The sequence below is a fragment of the Pseudomonas reactans genome, from assembly GCF_013387025.1.
Classification (GTDB): domain Bacteria; phylum Pseudomonadota; class Gammaproteobacteria; order Pseudomonadales; family Pseudomonadaceae; genus Aquipseudomonas; species Aquipseudomonas reactans.
Genome location: NZ_JACAQP010000024.1, coordinates 1 through 24570, shown reverse-complemented (window position 1 = coordinate 24570; position 24570 = coordinate 1). Strand labels below are relative to the sequence as shown.

Sequence of the window (24570 nt, the reverse complement as noted above, 5' to 3'; positions counted from 1 at the left end):
TCCCACCACAGATTGAACCAACCCAGTTCCTCCTTGTCCCCGCTTCCCATGTCACCCCCCGCCTGCCAAATTCCTTAATTTTCCAAGCCTGCCGGAAGCCTCTCCAGGCCCCCGGCTGCGCCCGCTTTTTTTTTGATGCGGGGCGCACAGCACCCGATTCAAGCGGCAGCTGAAAACGGACTTTCTTCTCCACCGTGACTTATCAGGCAGGTTACCCCATGCAGTTCAGCGAATTATTGGCAGCGATTTCCACCCATGCGATCCGTCTGCAACTGGAAGAAGGCGACCTGATCATCCTGGGCGATGACGAAGCGCTGGACGATGCGCTGTGGGATCAATTGATCGCCCACAAGCCCCGGCTGCTCGAACTGGTGGCCGAACATGGCGGCGACTGGCTGAGCCCGGCCTACCGCATCACCCCGGACATGCTGCCGCTGGTCAGCCTCGACCAGGCAGCCATCGACCGGATTGTCGCCGCCATCCCCGACGGCGCGGCTAACGTGCAGGATATCTACCCACTGGCGCCGCTCCAGGAAGGCATGCTTTACCACCATCTGTCGGCGGAGCAGGGCGATCCGTACGTGTTGCACGCGCAGTTCGAGTTCGACAACCGTGGGCGTCTGGAGGCCTTTGCCGAAGCGCTGCAATGGGTGATCGATCGCCACGACATCCTGCGTACCTCCATGGTCTGGGAACGTCTCGATGAGCCGTTGCAGGTGGTGTGGCGCAAGGCGGTCCTGTCATGCGAGGCGGTTGATTTCGATCCGCGTAGTTATCGTATGGACCTGGGCCAGGCGCCGTTGCTGCGCCTGGTGTTTGCCGAGGATTCGCTCACTGGGCGGGTGGCCGCGACCCTGCTGTTCCACCACACCATTCTCGACCACACCGCCCTGGACGTGGTGCGCCATGAAATCCAGCTGTACCTGGCCGGCGAGCACGCCCAGGCCGGGGAGCCGGTGCCGTTTCGCAGCTACATCGCCCAGGTACGCCATGGCGTCAGCGAGCAGGCCCACGAGGCGTTCTTCCGCGAGATGCTGGCGGATATCGATGAGCCGACGCTGCCTTTCGGTTTGCAGGACGTACAGGGTGACGGCCTGGGCATCGACGAGGCCCGCATCCCCGTCGACAGCTTACTGAGCCGCCGCCTGCGTACCCTGGCACGCCCCCTAGGCGTCAGCGTGGCCAGCATGATGCACCTGGCGCTGGCCCGCGTTTTGGGCGTGGTTTCCGGGCGTGACGCAGTGGTGTTCGGCACCGTGATGCTCGGCCGCATGGGCGCGGGCGAGGGCGGTGAACGAGCCCTGGGCATGTTCATCAACACCTTGCCCCTGCGTGTGGATGTGGGCGAACAGGGCGTGCGTGCCGGGGTCAAGGCCACCCATGAACGCCTCACCACCTTGCTCAACCACGAACATGCATCCCTGGCGCTGGCTCAGCGTTGCAGTGGCGTGGCCGCACCGACGCCGTTGTTCAGTGCCATGCTCAACTACCGCCACAGCGCCGCCACGGACATGGCCGAGGTGATCGAAGTCGCTGAGGGCATCCGTGTACTGGGCGCCGAGGAGCGCACCAACTACCCGCTGACGGTCAACGTCGATGACCTGGGGGAGGATTTCGCGCTGACCGTGATGGTCGACGCGTCCATCGGTGCCGAACGGGTTGCCACTTTCCTGCACACCGCCCTGGCAAGCCTGGCTGATGCCCTGGAGCAACGACCGGACATGCCGCTCAGCGGCCTGAATATCCTGCCCGACACCGAACGCCACACCCTGCTGCACAGCCTCAATCAAAGCCCCGCGCACTACGCCGACACCGCCCTGATCCATCAGCAAGTTGAAACCCACGCCGCCGCCCAGCCCGAAGCCATCGCCTTGCGCTTCGACAACCAGCGCCTCACCTACCGCCAACTCAACGAGCGCGCCAACCAGGTTGCCCATCGCTTGCTGGCCCAAGGCATCTGCCCGGATGACCGCGTGGCGATCTGCGTGGAGCGCGGCCCAGAGATGATCATTGGCTTGCTCGGCATCCTCAAGGCGGGCGCTGGCTATGTGCCGATTGACCCAGCCTATCCGCTGGAGCGCATCGCTTATACCTTGGCGGATAGCGCGCCTGTGGCCGTGCTGGTGCAAGCCAATACGCGTCACCTGGTCGGCGACCTGCCGCAGATCGACCTCAATGGCTTGCGCGATGAGTCCCTCATCAACCCACGGGTCCCGGTCAGCCCGGCCCACCTGGCTTACGTGATCTACACCTCTGGCTCCACCGGCCAGCCCAAGGGCGTGATGATCGAACACCGCCAGGTGGCGCGATTGTTCACGGCCACCGAGCATTGGTTCGGGTTCAACGCCAACGATGTGTGGGCGTTGTTCCACTCGTTCGCCTTCGATTTCTCGGTGTGGGAAATCTGGGGCGCGCTGATGCACGGCGGCCAGTTGCTGATCGTGCCGCAACTGGTCAGCCGTTCGCCGGATGAATGCTATTCGCTGCTGTGTGAAGCGGGCGTGAGCATCCTCAACCAGACCCCGAGTGCCTTCCGCCAGTTGATTGCTGCGCAAGGCCAGAACCCGCAATCCCACTCCTTGCGCCAGGTGATTTTCGGCGGCGAGGCGCTGGAGCCGGGCATGCTCAAACCGTGGTACGCCCGGGCGATCAACGCCGGGACGCAACTGGTGAACATGTATGGCATCACCGAAACCACCGTGCACGTGACCTATCGCGCCCTGGAAGCGGCGGATGCGCAATTGGTCGGCGTCAGCCCGATTGGCGTGCGTATTCCCGATTTGCAGTTGTACGTGCTGGATGCGCGTCGCGAGCCGCTGCCGTTGGGGGTGGTCGGTGAGTTGTACGTCGGCGGCGCCGGGGTGGCGCGCGGTTACCTCAACCGTGAAGCGCTGACTGCCGAGCGTTTCCTGGCCGACCCGGCCACCGGCCAGCGCCTGTACAAGACCGGCGACCTCGGCCGCCTGCTGGCCGACGGCAGCGTCGAATACCTGGGCCGTAACGATGACCAGGTGAAGATCCGCGGTTTCCGCATCGAACTGGGCGAGATCGAAGCGCGCCTGACCACGGCCCCTGGCGTGCGTGACGCGGTGGTCATCGCCCGTGAAGACGAGCCGGGTGACAAGCGCCTGGTGGCCTACGTGATCGCCAGAGGCGAATGGCAGGCCGCCGACCTGCGTGACCACCTGCTGCTGAGCCTGGCCGAGCACATGGTGCCCAGCGCCTTTGTGCAGATGGACAAATTCCCGTTGACCACCAACGGCAAGCTCGACCGCAAGGCACTCCCCGCGCCGGATGCCGACGCCCTGGCCCGTCGCGGCTATACAGCGCCACAAGGCGCGGTGGAAACCGCCATCGCCACGATCTGGCAAGACTTGCTCAAGCTCGATCAGGTCGGCCGTGACGACAACTTCTTCGAACTGGGCGGCCATTCGCTGTTGGCGGTCAAGCTGATCGAGCGCATGCGCCAGGTCGACCTCAGCGCCGACGTGCGCGTGCTGTTCGGCCAGCCGACCCTGGCGGCACTCGCCGCCGCTGTGGGTGGGCAACAGGAGGTGCAGGTCCCGGCCAACCTGATTACCCAGGCCAGCCAGCACATCACTCCGGACATGGTGCCCTTGGTGGAACTGGACCAGGCGGCGCTTGACCACATCATCGAGAACGTACCCGGCGGCATCAGCAACGTGCAGGATATCTACGGCCTGGCGCCGTTGCAGGCCGGCATTCTCTACCACCACCTGGCGACCACCGAGGGTGATCCCTACGTGTTGCAGGTGCAGTTCAGTTTCAATGATCAGGCGGCGGTGGACGCGTTCATCCAGGCATTGCACAGCGTGATCGAGCGCAACGATATCCTGCGCACCGCGATTCTCTGGGAAGGCCTCAACGAGCCGGTGCAGGTGGTCTTGCGCCAGGCAGCACTGGCCGTTGAGCGTAGCGACGAGTCGCTTGCCCAACTGCAACAACGCTTCGACCCGCGTCACTTCCGCCTCGATTTGAGCCGCGCTTCACTGATGCGCTTCGCCTACTCGCAAGAGCAGGGCCGTTTTGTCGGCATCCTGTTGTTGCACCACATCCTGCTGGACCACACCGCATTGCAGGTGTTGGTGGACGAAATGAGCGCCAGCCTGTCTGGCAACAGTGCGCAACTGCCGGACGCCGTGCAGTACCGCAACTACGTGGCCCAGGCGCGACTTGGGGTCAGCCAGGCGCAGCACGAAGCGTTCTTCAGTGAAATGCTCGGCGATATCGATGAGCCGACCTTGGCCTTCGGCCTGCAGGACGTGAATGGCGACGGCAGTGGGATCCTCGACGCCCACCTGCCGCTGGAGCCGGCGCTCAGCCTGGGCTTGCGCGAACAGGCGCGGCAACTGGGGGTGAGTACCGCCAGCCTGGTGCATTTGGCCTGGGCCCAGGTGCTGGGGCAGGTGTCTGGCCAACAGGACGTGGTGTTCGGCACCGTGTTGCTCGGCCGCATGCAGGGCGGCGAGGGCGCCGACCGCGCGCTGGGCATGTTCATCAATACCTTGCCGCTGCGGGTCAGCCTCGGCACGGTCGGCGTGCAAGCCGGCGTGCGTGCCACCCATGCGCGCCTGGCGCAATTGCTCGGGCATGAGCACGCCTCGTTGTCCCTGGCCCAGCGTTGCAGCGGCGTGCCGGGTTCACTGCCGCTGTTCAGCACCTTGCTCAACTATCGCCACAGTGCACCGGGGGAAGCACCGGGGGACAGCCCATTCGCCGCCTCCGGCATCCAGATTCTCAGTTCCGAAGAGCGCAGCAATTACCCGCTGGTACTCAACGTCGATGACCTGGGCACAGGTTTTGCGCTGACGGTCCAAGGCGTGGCGACCCTGGATGTGCAACGCGTGGGCGACTACATGCTCACCGCGCTGCGCCACCTGGTGACCGCATTGCAGCAGGCGCCGACCACGCCGTTGCAGGCAGTCTCGATCCTGCCGGCTACCGAGCGCCATCAGTTGCTGGTGGACTTCAACGCCACCGCCCGTGAATACCCGTCGCAGCTCACCGTACACCAGCTGTTCGAAGCCCAGGCGCTGGCCCGTCCGGAAGCCGTGGCGGCGGTGCATGGCCAGTTGTCCTTGAGCTACCGCGACCTCAACCGGCGTGCCAACCGCCTGGCCCATCACTTGCTCAACCAGGGCGTGCAACCGGGCGAAAGCGTGGCGATCGCACTGCCGCGTTCCCTCGATCTGCTGGTCTGCCAACTGGCGATCCTCAAGTGCAGCGCGGTGTATGTGCCCCTGGACGTCAACGCGCCGGTCGAGCGCCAGGCGTTTATCGTGCAGGACAGCGGTGCGCACCGGGTGCTCAACAACCTGGCGGACCTGAACCTGGACGCCCAGTCGCCGCGTAACCCTGAACTGCGGCAGTCTGCCGACAGCGTCGCCTACATCCTCTACACCTCCGGCTCCACCGGGGCGCCCAAAGGCGTGCAAGTGCCGCACCGTGCGATCTCGCGGCTGGTGCTCAACAACGGTTACGCCGAGTTCAACGCGCGCGACCGCGTGGCGTTCGCCTCCAACCCGGCGTTCGATGCGAGCACCCTCGACGTGTGGGCGCCGTTGCTCAACGGTGGCTGCGTGGTGGTGGTCGAGCATGCGGTGCTGCTGTCCCAGGCGGCGTTTGCGTCGTTATTGCAGGAGCAATCCGTCAGCGTGTTGTGGATGACCGCCGGGCTGTTCCACCAGTACGCCGACGCGCTGATGCCGGTGTTCCGCCAACTGCGCTACCTGATTGTTGGCGGCGATGTGCTCGACCCGCAGGTGATTGGCCGCGTACTTGAACACGGCAAACCCCAGCACCTGCTCAACGGCTACGGTCCCACCGAAGCCACCACCTTTTCCACCACCTTCGAGATCACCTCGGTGGGCGAGGGCGGTATTCCCATCGGTCGACCGATTGCCAATGCCCAGGCCTACGTGCTGGACCCGCGCCAGCAACCCGTACCGTTGGGTGTGGTGGGCGAGCTGTATATCGGTGGCGCGGGCGTGGCCAAGGGGTATCTGAACCAGCCGCAATTGACTGCCGAAAAATTCATCCCGAACCCGTTTGGTGAAGGCTTGCTGTACCGCACCGGTGACCTGGCCTGTTGGCAGGTCGACGGCACCTTGCTGTACCAGGGGCGCAATGACCTGCAGGTGAAGATCCGTGGTTTCCGGATCGAACCGGGCGAGATCGAGACCTGCCTGGCCAGCTTCCCCGGCGTAAAAGACGCTGTGGTCTTGGCCCGTGAAGACGAGCCCGGCGACAAGCGCCTGGTGGCCTACTACACCGCCAGTGAACCATTGAACATCGAAACACTGCGCGCCCACCTGCAAGGCCACCTGCCGGATTACATGGTGCCGTCGGCTTATGTGTGGCTGGAGCTGCTACCGCTGACCGCCAACGGCAAGCTCGACCGCAAGGGCCTGCCGGTGCCGGACCAGAGTGCGCTGCTCAGCCGTGGCTTCGAAGCGCCGGAAGGCGAAGTGGAAACCCAGCTGGCGCAGATCTGGCAGGACGTGCTCAAGCTCGACCGCGTGGGCCGTCACGATCACTTCTTTGAGTTGGGCGGGCATTCATTACTGGCGGTCAGCTTGATCGAGCGCATGCGCCAGGTCGGCCTGAGCTGCGACGTACGTGTGTTGTTCAGCCAGCCAAGCCTGGCGGCGCTGGCCGCGGCCGTGGGCAGTGGCCGGGAAGTCGTGGTGCCGGCCAACGGCATTCCAGCGGGTTGCACCCAGATCACGCCGTCCATGCTCACGCTGGTACAGCTCGACCCGACGGCTATTACGCGTATCGTCGCGAACGTGCCGGGCGGTGCGGCGAACGTGCAGGATATCTACCCACTGGCGCCGCTGCAGGAAGGCATTCTTTACCACCACATCAGTGCCGAGCAGGGTGATCCGTACCTGCTTCAATCGCGCATGGCATTCGACAGTATCGAGCGCCTGCACGCGTTCATGGGCGCATTGCAAAAGGTGGTGGCCCGCCATGACATCTTACGTACCGGCGTGGTCTGGGAAGGGCTGGACAGCCCGGTACAGGTGGTTTGGCGTGAGGCGCAGTTGGTGGTCCAAGAGGTCGATCTGGACCCGGCAGACGGAGGCATCATCGAACAATTGCACGCGCGCTTCGACGCCCGCCATTACCGCCTGGATATCACCCAGGCGCCGCTGCTGCGCATGGTTTACGCCCAGGATCCGCAACACAACCGCGTCGCGGCGATCCTGCTGTTCCACCACCTGGCGCTGGACCACACCGCCATGGAAGTAGTGGGCCAGGAGATGCGCGCGTTCCTGTTCAACCAGGCGCAGGACTTGCCCGAGGCGGCGCCGTTCCGCAACTACGTGGCCCAGGCGCGGCTGGGTGTCAGCATGGAGGAGCACGAAGCGTTCTTCCGCGACATGCTCGCCGACGTGGATGAGCCGACCCTGCCGTTCGGTGTGCAAGACGTGCAGGGCGACGGACGTGACATCGAAGAAGCCGAATGGCCGGTGGATGCAGCCCTGGCCCAGCGGGTACGCGAACAGGCGCGGCAGTTGGGCGTCAGCGCGGCAAGCCTGATGCACCTGGCCTGGGCGCAGGTACTGGGCCTGGTGTCTGGGCGTGACGACGTGGTATTCGGCACTGTATTGATGGGCCGCATGCAAGCCGGTGACGGCGCCGACCGTGCGCTGGGCATGTTCATCAACACCTTGCCGTTGCGGGTCGATGTGGCGGCGCCGGCTGCGGTTGCGGTCAAGGCGACCCATGGGCGCTTGAGCGCCTTGCTTGGCCACGAACATGCGTCCCTGGCGCTGGCCCAGCGTTGCAGCGGCGTGGCGAATGCCTCGCCGCTGTTCAGTGCCTTGCTCAACTACCGCCACAGCACGCCTGCCGAAATGGCTCGCGACGGCCATGGCATCTGGGAAGGGGTGCAACTGCTCGGTGGTGAGGAACGCAGCAACTACCCGCTGACGTTGAGTGTGGATGACCTGGGTGAGGGCTTCGGCCTGACCGTATTGGCGCTGCCGCAGATCGGCGCCCAGCGGCTGTGTGCCTACATGCATAGCGCCATCGAGCAGTTGGTCGACACGCTGGAAAACGCACCCAAGACCCCACTCAGTCAATTGCCGATCCTGCCGGCAGCGGAGCGTGAAACCTTGCTGCGCGAGTTCAATGCCACCGCTAGCGATTTCCCCAGGGGCCACACGGTGCATGGGGCTTTCGAGATCCAGGCCGAGCGCCAACCTCACGCCATCGCCGTGGTGCAAGACGGCGAATCGCTGACCTACCAGCAGCTCAATATTCGCGCCAACCAGTTGGCCCATCATCTGTTGCAACAGGGCGTGCAGCCCGACGATCGCGTCGCCCTGTGCTGCCGTCGCGGCCCGCAGATGCTGGTGGGCTTGCTGGGCATCCTCAAGGCCGGTGCCGGCTACGTGCCTATCGACCCGGCGTATCCCGCCGAGCGCATCGCTTACTTGCTGCAAGACAGTGCGCCCGTGGCGGTGTTGGCCGAAGCCAGTACCCGCGACCTGTTGGGCGGGGTTGCCACCCTCGACCTGCACGATCCGCGCGTGCAGCAGCAGGCCGTCAGCAACCCGCAACTCAGCGCGTTGACCCCGGCGCACTTGGCTTACGTCATCTACACCTCCGGCTCCACCGGCCAGCCCAAAGGTGTGATGGTGGAACACCGCACCGTGGAAAACCTGGTGCACTGGCACTGCGAGGCCTTTGGTCTGGATGCGACGGGCCACACCAGCAGCGTCGCCGGTTTCGGTTTTGATGCGATGGCCTGGGAGGTCTGGCCGGCGCTGTGCGTGGGTGCCACCCTGCATCTGCCACCGGCCGATGTGGGCAATGAAAACATCGATGAGCTGCTCGCCTGGTGGCTGGCGCAACCGCTGGACGTCAGCTTCCTGCCAACGCCTGTGGCCGAGTACGCCTTCAGCCAGAACCTGCAACACCCCACGTTGCGCATTCTGCTGATTGGTGGTGATCGCCTGCGCCAGTTCACCCAGGAACGCCGCTTTGCAGTGATCAACAACTACGGCCCCACCGAAGCCACGGTAGTTGCCACCTCCGGCCGCGTGCGCGCCGGGCAGGTGCTGCATATCGGCCGGCCGATCGCCAATGCCAGCGTCTACCTGCTGGACGCGCACTTGCGTCCGGTGCCGGTAGGGGTGGCGGGCGAGTTGTACGTCGGCGGCAGTGGCGTGGCGCGCGGTTACCTGAACCGTCCGGACCTGAGTGCCGAACGCTTCCTGCAAGACCCGTTCAACGAAGGCCGCATGTACCGCACCGGTGACCTGGCGCGCTGGTTGCCCGATGGCAATATCGAGTACCTGGGGCGTAACGATGACCAGGTGAAAGTGCGTGGCGTGCGGGTTGAACTGGGTGAAATCGAAAGCTGCCTGGCCGCACTGGATGGCGTCGGCGAAGCGGTGGTGCTGGTGCGCGAAGGGCGCTTGATTGCCTGGCTCACCGAGCAACAACCGGTGGATATCGACACCCTGCGCGCGCAACTGCAAGCCCAGTTGCCGGATGCCCTGGTGCCGGTCGCCTACGTGAAGCTGCACGCATTGCCCCTGACCGCCAACGGCAAGCTCGACCGCAAGGCGTTGCCGGAACCGGATCAGGCGGCGTTGCTGACTCGCGAGTACGCAGCACCTCAAGGCGAGGTTGAGAGCACCCTGGCGCGTATTTGGGCGGAGGTGCTGCAAGTGGAGCAGGTCGGGCGCCATGACCATTTCTTCGAGCTGGGCGGCCATTCGTTGCTCGCCGTCAGCCTGATCGAACGCATGCGCCAGGTCGGCCTGAGTGCCGATGTGCGCGTGCTGTTCAGCCAGCCGACCCTGGCGGCGCTGGCGGCTGCCGTGGGCAGTGGGCGCGATGTGTCGGTGCCGGACAATCGCATTCCTACGGGTTGCCAGCGCATCACCCCGGATTTGTTGTCCCTGGTGCAACTCGACCAATCGACCATCGACCACGTCGTCGCCCAGGTGCCCGGTGGCGCCGCCAATGTGCAGGACATCTACCCACTGGCGCCGCTGCAGGAGGGCATTCTCTACCACCACATCAGCGCAGGGCAGGGCGACCCTTACCTGCTGCAATCGCACCTGGCGTTCGACAGCCTCGACCGCTTGAATGCCTTCGCCCAGGCGCTACAACAGGTGATCGACCGTCACGACATTCTGCGCACCGCCGTGGTCTGGGAAGGCCTGGCCCAGCCGCTGCAAGTGGTGTGGCGCAAGGCCCGCTTGCAGGTGCAGGCGGATGAGATCGACCAGTTGCACCAGCGTTTCGACCCGCGCCAGTACCGTGTGGCGATGAATCAGGCGCCGCTGATACGCCTGGTGTACGCGCCGGACCCGGCCAATCAGCGCGTGGTTGCGATCCTGTTGTTCCACCACATTGCCCTCGACCACACCGCCCTCGACGGCGTGCGCCACGAGATGCAAGCCAGCCTGCTTGGGCAACCACAGCCTGCCGGTGACGCCACGCCTTACCGCAACTACGTGGCCCAGGCGCGGCTTGGCGTCAGCGAAGAGGAACATGAGCAGTTCTTCCGTGGAATGCTCGCCGATATCAGCGAACCGACCTTGCCCTTCGGCCTGCAGGACGTGCGCGGCGACGGCAATGCCATCGAAGAGGTCCAACTGAACCTGGCCCCGACCCTCAACCAGCGCCTGCGGACCCAGGCGCGTTTACTCGGCGTAAGTGCCGCCAGCCTGTTCCACCTGGCCTGGGCGCGAGTCCTCGCCAGCACTTCCGGCCAGGAAAACGTGGTGTTCGGCACCGTGCTGCTGGGGCGCATGCAAGGCGGCAAAGGCAGTGATCGCGCGCTAGGCATGTTCATCAACACCTTGCCGCTGCGTGTGGACATTGATGGCAGTGGCGTGCGCGTGGCGGTCAAGCAGACCCATGCGCGATTGACCGCGTTGCTCGGGCATGAACACGCATCTCTCGCCCTGGCCCAGCGTTGCAGCGGTGTCGCCGCGCCGCAGCCGTTGTTCAGCGCGATGCTCAACTATCGCCACAGCGACAGCCAACAGGCGCCGGTGTCCCAGGCTTGGGAAGGCATCCAGACCCTGGCCAGCGAGGAGCGCACCAACTACCCGTTGACGCTGAACGTGGACGACCAGGGCGACGGCTTCCGCCTCACTGCCATGACCGCGCAGTCGATTGGCGCGCAACGCCTCTGCGGTTACCTGCAGGTGACCTTGCAAGGGCTGGTCGACGCGCTGGAGCAGGCGCCGCAGTTGGCGGTCAATCGCCTGCCGGTGCTGGAGGCTCAGGAGCGTCAGCAACTGCTGTCGGGTTTCAACGCCACCGAGGTGGCCTATGACCTCGACCAGACCCTGCACGGCCTGTTTGAAGCACAAGTGACGCGCACACCGGACGTCATCGCCGTCAAGGCAGGTGAGCTGGCATTGACCTACGCCGAATTGAATGCGCAAGCCAACCAGCTGGCGCATCACCTGATCGAAATGGGCGTTCAAGCCGATTCGCGGGTCGCGATCTGCGTGGAGCGCGGCCTGGACATGGTGGTCGGGCTGTACGCGATCCTCAAGGCCGGTGCCGCCTATGTGCCGCTGGACCCGGCGTATCCGCTGGAACGTATCGCCTACATGCTGGAAGACAGCGCGCCTGTTGCGGTGCTGGCCCAAGGCGCTACGCGTGGTTTGCTGGGCGACGCGCCGGTGATCGATCTGGACCGTCCGACCTGGCAGCACCAATCTATCGATAACCCACAGGTGCAGGCGCTCAGCGCCTACGTGATCTACACCTCCGGCTCCACCGGCCAGCCCAAGGGCGTGATCAACGACCATCCTGGCGTGGTCAACCGCCTGTTGTGGATGCAGGACGCCTACGGCCTCAAGGCCCACGACCGGGTGTTGCAGAAAACCCCGTTCAGCTTCGACGTGTCGGTGTGGGAATTCTTCTGGCCGCTGTTCACGGGTGCTTGCCTGGTCATGGCGCGTCCTGGCGGGCATAAAGACCCGGCCTATCTGTGCGAGGTGATCGCCGCTGAACAGATCACCACGCTGCACTTTGTACCGTCGATGCTCGACGTATTCCTGGCCCACGGCGATGTCAGCCAGGCGGACGGTCTGCAACGGGTGATGTGCAGCGGCGAAGCCTTGCCGGGCAGTCTTGTGAGACGCTTCAAGCAGCAACTGCCGGGCATCGGCCTGTACAACCTGTACGGCCCGACCGAAGCCGCCGTCGACGTGACCGCCTGGAACTGCGCGCGCCCGGACGTGCCGGACAACACACCGATTGGCAAACCCATCGCCAACACCCGGATGTATGTGCTCGATGCACAGATGCAGCCAGTGCCCCTGGGCGTGGTGGGCGAGTTGTTCATCGGCGGCGTGCAGGTGGCGCGCGGTTACCTCAATCGTCCTGAGTTGACCGCCGAACGTTTCCTCAAGGACCCGTTCACCGATGGCCGCCTTTACCGCACCGGCGACCTGGGGCGTTACCTGCCCGACGGCACTATCGAGTACCTGGGCCGCAACGACGACCAGGTGAAGATCCGTGGCTTGCGTATCGAGCTGGGCGAGATCCAGGCGCGACTGCTGGAACATCCGCAGGTCAACGAGGCCGCGGTGGTGGCCCGCGATGACCGGCTCGTCGCCTACTACACTGGCGCGCGGGTCACTGAGTTGCGCGAACACCTCCTGCAAAACCTGCCGGACTTTATGGTGCCCGCGCTGTTCGTGCACCTCGACGCGTTGCCGTTGAGCCCCAACGGCAAGCTCGACCGCAAGGCACTGCCTGCGCCGGGCAACGAAGCCTTGACCGTGCGCGAGTACGAGGCCCCGGTGGGCGACACCGAAATGCTCCTGGCGCAGCTCTGGGCCGAACTGCTCGGCGTGGAGCGGGTAGGGCGCCAGGACAATTTCTTTGAATTGGGCGGGCACTCGCTGCTCGCCGTGAGCTTGATCGGGCGCTTGCGCCAGGAAGGCATGGAAGCCGATGTGCGTGCGTTGTTCGAACAGCCGACCCTGGCTGGCTACGCCGCGATGACTGAACGAATGGAGATCGTCCTGTGAGCATTCTCGAACTGCTGGCGACGCTGAAAACCAAGGACGTGCAACTCGCGCTCAAGGGCGAGCAGTTGTCGGTGCAAGGCAACAAACAAGCGCTGAGCGATCCGATGATTCTTGCCGCCTTGCGCGAACACAAGCCGGCGTTGATCGAGCTGATCAAGGCCGGCGAGTATTCGGCCGCCAACGAGGTGCCGGCCAATGGCATCCCGGCCAACGCCGAACGGATCACGCCGGCCATGTTGACCCTGTCCGAGCTGAGCCAGGAGGAGATCGACCGTATCGTCGCCACGGTCGACGGTGGCGTGGCGAATATCCAGGACATCTACCCGCTGGCGCCGCTGCAGGAAGGCATCCTGTTTCACCACGTCAGCACCGAGCAGGGCGACCCCTATGTGATGCAGTCGCAATTCGCCTTCGACAGTGTCGAGCGTTTCGAGGCGTTTGCCCTGGCCCTGCAAGGAGTGATCGACCGTCACGACATCCTGCGCACCGGCGTGGTCTGGGACGGATTGCAACAGCCGTCGCAAGTGGTGTGGCGCAGCGCGCAGCTGCCGGTGCAGGCACTGGAACTCGACCCGGCCGACGGTGATATTGCTGCCCAACTGCACGCGCGGTTCGACGCTCGCCATTTCCGGCTGGACGTGACCCAGGCGCCGTTGATGCGCCTGGCCTGGGCGAAGGACCCGGCGCAGGGGCGCATCGTCGCGATGCTGCTGTTCCATCACATGGCCCTGGACCACAGTGCCCTGGAAGTGGTGCGCCATGAAATGCAGGCGTTCCTGCAAGGCCACGCCGGGCAACTGGGTCACGCCGTGCCGTTTCGCAACTATGTTGCACAGGCGCGGCTGGGTGTCAGCGAGCAGCAACACGAGGCGTTTTTCCGGCAGATGCTCGGCGATGTGGTCGAGCCGACCTTGCCCTTCGGCTTGCAGGATGTGCAGGGCGATGGCCGTGACATCAATGAACTGGATTGGCCGCTGTCGGACGCACTCAACCAGCGCCTGCGCGCGCAGGCTCGAGCGCTGGGCGTCAGCGTTGCCAGCCTGTTCCACCTGGGCTGGGCCCAGGTACTGAGCGTACTGGCCGGCAAATCCCAAGTAGTGTTCGGCACCGTGCTGATGGGCCGCATGCAAGGCGGGCATGCCACGGACCGCGCCTTGGGGATCTTCATCAACACCTTGCCGTTTCGCGTGGACGTGGCTGGCGACGACCTGCGCAGCGCGGTCAAGGCCACCCACACGCGCCTCACCGCGCTGTTGCGCCACGAACACGCGCCCCTGGCGCTGGCGCAACGGTGCAGTGGCGTGGTGGCGCCGACGCCGTTGTTCAGCGCGTTGCTCAACTATCGCCACAGCGGCACCGGCACCAACAGCGAAGCCGTGGCGGCGTGGCAGGGCATCGAGACATTGCGTTCGGATGAGCGCACCAACTACCCGTTGACCCTGAGCGTGGACGACCTGGGCGAAGGGTTTATCCTGCGTCTGCTGGCGACCACCCAGGTCGATCCACAGCGTGTCTGCGCCTACCTGCAAACCGCCCTGGACAACCTGGTGACCGCGCTGGAGCAGGCGCCGCACACCGCGCTCAACCAAGTCTCGGTGCTGCCTGCCGATGAACAGCGTTTGCTGCTGGAACACTTCAACGCCACCCAAGCGGATTTCCCCCAGGGCACCACGCTGCACGGACGCGTCGAAGCCCAGGCCGCGCTCACGCCGGACGCGATTGCCGCTGTGCATTCGGACCGTCAGCTGACCTATGCCGAACTCAACCAGCAAGCCAACCTGCTGGCCCATCACCTGCTGGCGCTGGGGGTCAAGCCGGACGACCGGGTTGCTATCGTTGCGCGCCGTGGCCTGGACACCCTGGCCGGTTTGCTGGCAATCCTCAAGGCCGGCGCCTGTTATGTGCCGGTAGACCCGTCGCACCCGGCCGAGCGCCTCACGTACCTGTTGACCGATAGCGCCCCGGTGGCAGTGTTGACCCAGCACGCCTTGCTGGCGCGCTTGCCGGCCCTTGACGTGCCGGTGATCAACCTTGACCGCTACACCTGGCAGCATCATTCGGCGAGTAACCCCACGGTGGCAGTCACCCCGTCCAACCTCGCCTATGTGATCTACACCTCCGGCTCCACCGGCCTGCCCAAAGGCGTGATGGTGGAGCATCACACCGTGGCCAACCTGGTGGACTGGCACTGCAACGCTTTCGACCTGCGCGCCGGGCGCCACACGGCCAGCGTCGCCGGGTTCGGCTTTGATGCGATGGCCTGGGAAGTCTGGCCGGCGCTGTGTGTGGGCGCGACGCTGCACCTGCCCCCGGCCCATGACGGCGCCGAAGATATCGACGCGTTGTTGGCCTGGTGGTGCGCGCAGCCGTTGGACGTGTGCTTCCTGCCCACGCCGGTGGCCGAGTACGCCTTCAGCCAGCAGATCGAGCATCCGACGCTGCGCACCTTGCTGATCGGTGGCGATCGCCTGCGCCAGTTCGGCCGGGCGCAGCGCTTTGACTTGATCAACAACTACGGGCCGACCGAGGCCACCGTGGTTGCCACCTCGGGCAAGGTCGAGGCCGGCCAGCCGCTGCATATCGGCAAGCCCATCGCCAATGCCACGGTCTACCTGCTCGATGAGCAACAGCGTCCCGTCCCATTGAGCGTGGCCGGTGAGTTGTACGTGGGCGGCAACGGCGTGGCGCGGGGTTACCTGAACCGCCCGGAACTCACTGCCGAACGCTTCCTGCAAGACCCGTTCAACGCCGGGCGCATGTACCGCACTGGCGACCTGGCGCGCTGGCTGCCGGACGGCAACATCGAGTACCTGGGACGCAATGATGACCAGGTAAAAATTCGCGGCATGCGCATCGAACTGGGCGAAATCGAAACCCAGCTCAACCAAGTGGCAGGCATCCAGGAAGCTGTGGTACTGGTGCGGGAAGAACGGCTGGTGGCGTATTTCACCGAAAGCCGCCAACTCGACCCGTTGGCTGTGGGCGATATCCGCGCCCATTTGGTAGCGCACCTGCCGGACTACATGGTCCCGGTCGCCTACGTGAAGCTGGACGCGTTGCCCCTGACCGCGAACGGCAAGCTTGACCGCAAGGCGTTGCCGGCGCCGGACATGGCCGCCGTGTTTACCCGCGAATACGCGGCACCCGAAGGCGAAATCGAAAGCGTGCTGGCGCAGATCTGGGCCGATGTGCTGCACATCGAGCGCGTCGGGCGTCGTGATCACTTCTTCGAACTGGGCGGGCACTCGTTGTTGGCGATGCGCATGGTCTCGCAGATCCGCCAGCGCCTGGGCGTCGAGTTGCTGCTCGGCGATTTGTTTGCCAATGCCGAACTGGCGGCCGTTGCCGAGGTGCTGGCCCGGTCCGGCCGCAGCACCTTGCCGGATATCCTGCCGGCCAATCGTGATGAGCAGGTGCCGCTGTCCTTTGCCCAGCAGCGCCTGTGGTTCCTGGCGCTGATGGAAGGCGCCAACACCGCCTACAACATTCCTATCGGCCTGCGTTTGCGTGGGCAGTTGCATGTCGAGGCGCTGCAACGGGCGCTCGCCCGTATCGTCGCGCGCCACGAAACCCTGCGCAGCCGCTTCGCCCAGCATGGCGATGACGCCCAGGTGCTGATTGTGCCCGCCGAAGACGTGCTGCCCCTGCAAGTGCAGGACCTGCGCCGCCACCCGCAACCCCAGCAGGCGCTGGATGCGTTGATCCACGGCGAGGCCTCGGCGCCGTTCGACCTGGAGCGTGGCCCGCTGCTGCGCGGGCGCCTGGTGGTCATGGCCGACGATCACCATGTGCTGCTGCTGACCCTGCACCATATCGTTTCCGATGGCTGGTCCATGGGCGTGCTCACCCGCGAATTGATGGCGTTGTATCAAGCCTTCAGCCACGGCCAGCCCGATCCATTGCCGCCGCTGCCGATCCAGTACGGCGATTTCGCCGTATGGCAACGCCTGTGGCTCAGCGGCGAAGTGCTGCATCGCCAGAGCACCTATTGGCAGCAGGCGCTGGCCGGTGCGCCGGCCTTGCTCACTTTGCCGACTGATCGCCCGCGCCCTGCGCAACAGGACTACGCCGGCAGCAGTGTCGAGGTACGCCTGGACGAACGCCTCACCGCCGGGCTCAAGGCCTTGAGCCAACGCCACGGCACCACGGTGTACATGACCTTGATGAGCGCATGGGCATCCCTGCTGGCGCGGCTGTCCGGGCAACAGGACGTGGTGATCGGCTCGCCGGTCGCCAATCGCACACGCAGCGAGGTGGAAGGGCTGATCGGGCTGTTCGTCAACACCCTGGCCGTGCGCATCGACACCTCCGGCGAGCTGAGCACCGAGGCGCTGCTGGCGCGGGTCAAGGCGCTGGCGCTGGAAGCCCAGGCCCATCAAGACCTGCCGTTTGAGCAGGTGGTAGAAATCACCCGGCCGCCGCGCAGCCTGGCCCACAGCCCGCTGTTCCAGACGCTGTTGACCTGGCAGGACAGCAGCGCGCCGACCCTGGCCTTGGGCGACCTGGCCCTGGAAGGCATCGTCGAGAACAGCCATTTTGCCAAGTTCGACTTGTCCCTGGACTTGAGCGAAGTGCAGGGCACGATCATCGGCGCGCTGGAGTACGCGGTGGCGCTGTTCGATGAGTCGACGGTGCAGCGTTACGTCGGCTATTTCACCCGCGTGTTACAGGCCATGGTCGATAACGACCAGGCGGTGCTGGAGCAGGTGCCGCTGGTGGAAGAGCGTGAACGTCAGCATTTGCTGTTCGACTTCAACGCCACCGAGGTGGCCTACGACCTCGACCAGACCTTGCACGGTATGTTCGAAGAGCAGGTGGCGCGGACACCGGATGCCATCGCCGTCAAGGCGGATGACCGGGTATTGACCTATGCGGAGCTGAACACACGGGCCAACCAGCTGGCACATCACCTGCTGGAAATCGGCGTTCAGCCCGATTCGCGGGTCGCGATCTGTGTGGAACGTGGCCTGGAGATGGTCATCGGCCTGTACGCGATCCTCAAGGCCGGCGCTGCTTATGTGCCGCTGGACCCGGCGTATCCGCTGGAGCGCATCGCCTACATGCTGGAGGACAGCGCGCCGGTCACGGTGCTGGCCCAGGGCGCGACACGCGGGTTGTTGGGGGATGTGCCGGTGGTCGATCTGGATCGGCCGACCTGGCAGCACCAACGTCAAGACAACCCCGGTGTAGAAGGCGTCAGCGCCTACGTGATCTACACCTCCGGCTCCACCGGCCAACCCAAGGGCGTGATCAACGACCATCCCGGCGTGGTCAACCGCCTGTTGTGGATGCAGGACGCCTATGGCTTGCAAGCCCATGATCGTGTCTTGCAGAAAACCCCGTTCAGCTTCGACGTGTCGGTGTGGGAGTTCTTCTGGCCGCTGTTCACCGGCGCTTGCCTGGTGATGGCGCGTCCTGGCGGCCATAAAGACCCGGCGTACCTGTGCGACGTGATTGCGGCCGAGCAGATCACCACGCTGCACTTCGTGCCGTCGATGCTGGACGTGTTCCTGGCACATGGCGATGTCAGCCAAGCCAAAGGGTTGGTGCGTGTGATGTGCAGCGGCGAAGCCTTGCCGGGTAGCCTGGTGCGGCGCTTCAAGCAACAATTGCCGGGCAGCGAACTGCACAACCTGTATGGCCCGACCGAAGCCGCCGTCGATGTGACCGCGTGGAACTGCGCCGGGCCGGTAACGCCGGACAACACGCCGATCGGCAAACCGATCGCCAACACCCGCATGTACGTGCTCGATGCACAGATGCAGCCGGTGCCGTTGGGTGTGGTCGGCGAGTTGTTCATCGGCGGCGTGCAAGTGGCGCGCGGCTACCTGAACCGCCCTGAATTGACCGCCGAGCGTTTCCTCAAGGACCCGTTCACCGACGGTCGCCTGTATCGCACCGGCGATGTGGGCCGCTACTTGGCGGATGGCACGATCGAGTACCTGGGACGCAATGACGACCAGGTGAAGATCCGTGGCCTGCGCATCGAACTCGGGGAAATCCAGTCGCGCCTCACCGACTATCCGCCGGTCAACGAAGCCGCCGTGATCGCCCGCGACAATCGTTTGATCGCTTACTACACCGGGGTGTTCAGCGAGATCGACGCGTTGCGCGCGCACCTGTTGCAGCATTTGCCGGAGTTCATGGTGCCGGCCATCTTCGTGCACCTCGACACCTTGCCCCTGAGCCCCAACGGCAAGCTCGACCGCAAGGCCTTGCCCGAGCCGGGTCTGGAGTCGGTGGTGGCGCGCGAATACGAAGCGCCCCAGGGCGACACGGAAATCGCCTTGGCCAGCCTGTGGGCCGAGTTGCTCAACGTGGAGCGCGTGGGCCGTCACGACAACTTCTTCGAACTGGGCGGGCACTCGTTGCTCGCGGTGAGCCTGATGGGGCGCATGCGCCGCCTCGGGTTGTCGGCGGATGTGAAGGTGTTGTTCGGCCAGCCGACCTTGTCAGCCTTGGCGGCGGCCTTGGGCGGTGGTCGGGAAGTGGCGGTGCCGGTCAATCGCATTGCGCCTTATTGCACCGCGATCACCCCGGATATGTTGCCGCTGATTCAACTGGATCAGCCGGCTATCGAGCGTATCGTCGCCTGCATTCCGGGCGGCGCAACCAATGTGCAGGACATCTACCCGTTGGCGCCGTTGCAGGCCGGCATGCTGTATCACCATCGTGCGGTACAGAGTGCTGACGACTATGTGCTGCGCGCGCAGTTTGCATTCGACAGCCAACAGCGCCTGGAGGCGTTCGCCCTGGCCTTGCAGGCGGTGATCCAGCGCCATGACATCCTGCGTTCGTCGTTCCATTGGGACGGCCTGGAAGAACCGGTGCAGGTGGTGTGGCGCGAGGCGTCGCTGCGCGTCGAACACGGCGCGGTGCCGGAACGGCTTGATCTGGCGCAAGCGCCGTTGATGCGCCTGGTGGTCAATGCGCACAGTGCCACGTTGCTGTTCCACCACCTGGTGATGGACCACATCGCCCTGGAGATCCTGCAACAGGAGATGCAGGCGTTCCTCATGGGCACTCAACACACCTTGGGCGTGGCTGTGCCGTATCGCAACTATGTGGCCCAGACCCGCGTCGGTGCAGAGGACCACGAAGCGTTCTTCCGCGAAATGCTCGGTGATATCGATGAGCCGACCCAGGTCGAACGCCTGGGCGGTAATGAGCAGATTCAACGCCCTCTGGATGCGGACTTGAGCCAACGCCTGCGCACCCAAGCCCGGCAATCCGGCGTCAGCGCCGCCAGCCTGATGCACCTGGCCTGGGCCCAGGTGCTGGGCAAGGTCTCGGGCCGCGACAATGTGGTGTTCGGCAGCGTGATGCTCGGCCGTCTGCAAGGCGGTGAAGGCGCCGAGCGGGCCATGGGGGTGTTTATCAATACCTTGCCGCTGCGGGTCGACCTGGGTGAGCACTCGGTACGCGACGCCTTGCGCGCGACGCATGCGCGCCTCAGCCAATTGCTCAGCCATGAGCAGGCGCCACTGGCGTTGGCCCAGCGTTGCAGCGGCGTGCCGGCGGCGACGCCGCTCTTCGACACGCTGTTCAATTATCGCCACAGTGCGCCGCAGGCTGCCAGCGAAGCATGGCAGGGCATTCGGCTGCTCAAGGCGGAAGAACACAGTAACTACGGCCTGTCAGTGAGCGTGGATGACCTGGGTGAGGGGTTCTTCCTGAAAATCGTGGGGCAGGGCGCGTGCCGGTTGTGCGGCTACTTGCAGGTTGCCGTGGAACAGGTGGTGCAGGCGTTGGAGCAGGGCAGCGCGATGGGCATCAGCCACTTGCCAATCCTGCCTGCTGCCGAATGCCAGCAACTACTGGAGTTCAACGCCACCACGCGACCATTCCCGCGTGAACACACGGTGCAACGCCTGTTCGAAGCCCAGGCCCAGGCGCGTCCTGGCGCATTGGCGGCGCTGCATGGCGGGCAGTCACTGAGCTATGGCGAGCTGAATACCCGCGCCAATCGCCTGGCCCATCACCTGCTGGGCCTTGGGCTGCGTCCCGGCGATAACGTGGCGATCCTGCTGCCGCGCTGCCTGGACCTGCTGATCAGCCAACTGGCCGTGCTCAAATGCGCTGCCGCCTATGTGCCGCTGGACATCAACGCACCCGCCGAGCGCCAGGGCTTCATGGTGCAGGACAGCGGCGCGGCCTGGTTGTTGACCCGCGGCGATATCGCCGTCGAATACGGTGTACAGCGGTTGGACCTGGACACCTTGGCCCTCGACCCGCAGCCCAGCCACAACCCGGACCTGTCGCAATCCTCGGACAGCGTGGCGTACATCATGTACACCTCCGGTTCCACCGGCACGCCCAAAGGTGTGTTGGTGCCCCATCGCGGCATCACGCGGTTGGTGATCAACAATGGCTACGCCGATTTCAACGCCAGCGACCGCGTGGCCTTCGCCTCCAACCCGGCATTCGACGCCAGCACCATGGACGTGTGGGGCCCGCTGCTCAACGGCGGCCAGGTGCAGGTGATCGACCACGCCACCTTGCTGGATCCTGCAGCCTTCGGCGTGGCTTTGGCGGACGCAACGGTGTTGTTCGTTACCACGGCCCTGTTTAACCAGTACGTGCAATTGATCCCCCGGGCCCTGGCGGGCTTGCGCATTCTGCTGTGCGGCGGCGAGCGCGCCGACCCGGCCGCCTTCCGCAGCCTGTTGGCCCAGGCGCCCGCGTTGCGCCTGGTGCATTGCTATGGGCCGACCGAAACCACCACCTACGCCACCACCTATGAAGTGCGCGCGCTGGCCGAGGATGCCGACAGCGTGCCGATTGGTCGGCCGATTTCCAACACGCAGATTCATGTGCTGGATGCGCACCTTCAGCCAGTGCCCGTGGGCGTGACCGGTGAAATCTGCATCGGCGGGGATGGCGTGGCCTTGGGGTATCTGAATCGACCTGATCTGACCGCTGATAAGTTTGTGCAGGATCCGTTGAATTTGCACGCCTTGATGTACCGCACCGGCGACCTTGGCCGTTGGACGGCGGACGGCCTGCTGGACTGCATCGGGCGCAATGACGATCAGGTGAAGATCCGCGGTTTCCGCATCGAGCTGGGCGAGATCGAAGCGCGCCTGGCGACCTTTGTCGGTATCCAGGACGTGGTGGTGCTGGCTCGCGAAGATGCACCGGGCGACAAGCGCCTGGCGGCCTATTTCACTTGGGCTGATCAGCCTGTCGACCTCGACAGCGTGCGCGCCTATCTGCAAAGCCAATTGCCGGAGTACATGGTGCCGTCCGCCTTTGTACCGCTGGATCACCTGCCGTTGACAGCCAACGGCAAGGTCGACCGCAAGACCTTGCCGGTGCCGGCCCTGGACACGTTCAACCGCCGTGAGTTCGAGGCGCCGGCCGATGGGCTGGAACACACCCTGGCCCAGCTATGGGCCGAGGTGTTGAAGCTGGAACAGGTCGGTCGTCATGACAGCTTCTTCGAGTTGGGCGGGCATTCATTACTGGCGATCCGGCTGGTCAACCTGATGGAAGACGCGGGGTTGCAGGTGTCCCTGGCTGAGCTGTTCCAGCATGCCAGTGTGGCGTCCGTTGCCGCGATGCTGCGTCAGCGTACGGATGAGCCGGTGCGTGACACGTCGGTGATCAGGGTACGCAGCGGTGGTTCGCAAGCGCCGCTGTTCCTGGTCCATGAGTTCAGTGGCATGGACGTGTACTTCCCGGCGCTGGGTCAGCATTTGCCGGGTGACTATCCGATCTACGGCTTGCCAGGCGTGGCGCTCGGCGAACCGCACCTGAACACGATGGAAGGTCTGGCTGCGCGGCTGGTCGGTTTGATCCGTGGCATTCAACCCCATGGGCCTTACCGGGTTGCCGGCTGGTCGTTTGGCGGGGTGCTGGCCTATGAAGTGGCAATGCAACTGCTCGGGCTGGATGAACCGGTGGAGTTTCTCGGTTTGATCGACAGCTACGTGCCGCGCATGACCGACCAGGGCAAGGCGCGCTGGAGCGGGCCGGACGCGCTCAAGCGGCATTTGCTGTTGCAGTGCACGGCGTACTGGAAAACACAGGGAGGTGTGGATGAACTGGCGAGCCTTGGGCAGTTGGAGGCGCACATTGGACAGTTGGACTTTGCAGGCCTGCTGCAACGTTGTCGCGATGAAGGTGTGCTGCACGCGCAAATGGCAGCGGCGACGGACGCGGACCTCTTGAACTATATCGAGCGGGAAGTGGGGCATGGGCATGCGTTGGCGCATTACAGCCTGTTTCCGTTGCCGGTCGCGGTGCATCTGTTCAGTGCGAATGAGCGGCCGACCGAGTTGTCGCGGCGCAGTGAAACCTTGGGGTGGAATGAGGTGTTGGCGCCGGGGCAATTGCGTCAGGTGGCGGTGCCGGGGGATCACCAGAGCATGATGCAGGCGCCGCATATCCAGGCATTGGGCCAGGCGATGGCTGAGGCCTTGGTGACATGCACGCCGCAGGTTCAGGCACCGCATCAGCCTTTGCTGCGGATTCAGAGTGGCCGGGCGGGGTATGCGCCGGTGTTCTGTGTGCCGGGGGCGGGGGATAGCGTCACCGGGTTTATCGGTTTGAGTGAGGCGTTGGGACGCGACTGGCCGTTGTTTGGCTTGCAGCCGCGTGGGTTGGACGGTGAGGCGGTGCCCCATAGCCAGGTGGAAGCGGCGGCGGCTTGTTATTTGAAGGCGTTGGAGCAGGAGTGTCCGCAGGGGCCGGTGCATTTGGTGGGGCATTCGTTTGGGGGCTGGGTTGCGCTGGAGATGGCGTTGCGGTTGCAGGCGGCGGGGCGGGAGGTGGCTTCGTTGACGGTGATTGACAGTGAGTCTCCGGAGCGCGCCGTCAGGCCTTATACGACGACGGCGGCGTTGATGCGGTTGATTGAGGCGATGCAGTTGTCGGCGGGGAAATCGCTGGGGATTGATTTGGGGGATTTTTCTGGGCGTGATGAGGTGGTTCAGCGGCGGCAGTTGCATGCAGGGATGGTCGGCGTTGGTCTGTTGCCGGGGCGGTCGGCTGTGGATGCGATGGATGGGCCGGCGCGGACTTATGCGGCGGCGTTGCGCACGCGGTATCGGCCGGGTGCGCGATTTAACGGGGTTGTGCGGTTGGTGTTGGCTGAGGATCCGGCGTTGGATGCGGCGGGGAATCAGCGGGAGCAAGGGTTGATGGTTGAGGGGTGGCGGCGGCAGGGGAGTGGGTTGCAGGTTTGGTATGGCGGGGGGAATCACTTTACGTTGCTCAAGGCGCCCAATGTTTTGGGGTTGGCGCGGTGGTGGGTGGATGGGGTTGTTGTTGGGGAGGTGGTGTCTTGAGCGGGTTGTTTGGGTACATATCCGTTTCTTCGGTAACGGCTACTTATGGTTCCGCTCTTACAGCGGGTCACTTTTGGAAGGACCCAAAAGTAACCAAAAGGTCCTCGCCCCAACACTCGGCACCTCGCCTAGGCTCGGCGTGCCCTCACTCCGGCTTGAATCCGTGGGCCGCCGCGATGGGCCATCCTTGGCCCAGCGCGGCTAACCCGGCGTCCTGCCGGGTTACCCCCGGC

2 protein-coding genes are annotated in these 24570 nt (G+C 64.7%); both read left to right on the top strand.

From position 1 onward, the window contains the following. Nucleotides 1-218 precede the first annotated feature (218 nt). The gene (locus tag HX793_RS21535; protein ID WP_177097085.1) at nt 219-13046 is read left to right on the top strand and encodes a non-ribosomal peptide synthetase; all 12828 of its coding nucleotides are present in this window, start codon (nt 219-221) and stop codon (nt 13044-13046) included. Next, on the top strand, nt 13043-24337 hold the full coding sequence (locus tag HX793_RS21530) for a non-ribosomal peptide synthetase (protein WP_177097083.1): 11295 nt from the start codon (nt 13043-13045) through the stop codon (nt 24335-24337). The genes HX793_RS21535 and HX793_RS21530 overlap by 4 nt, the downstream gene beginning before the upstream one ends. The last annotated feature ends 233 nt before the right edge of the window (nt 24338-24570 follow it).

Bases quoted from the DNA above. Each gene is read 5' to 3' on its own strand.
- HX793_RS21535 (WP_177097085.1), top strand. From the start codon at position 219: ATGCAGTTCAGCGAATTATTGGCAGCGATTTCCACCCATGCGATCCGT.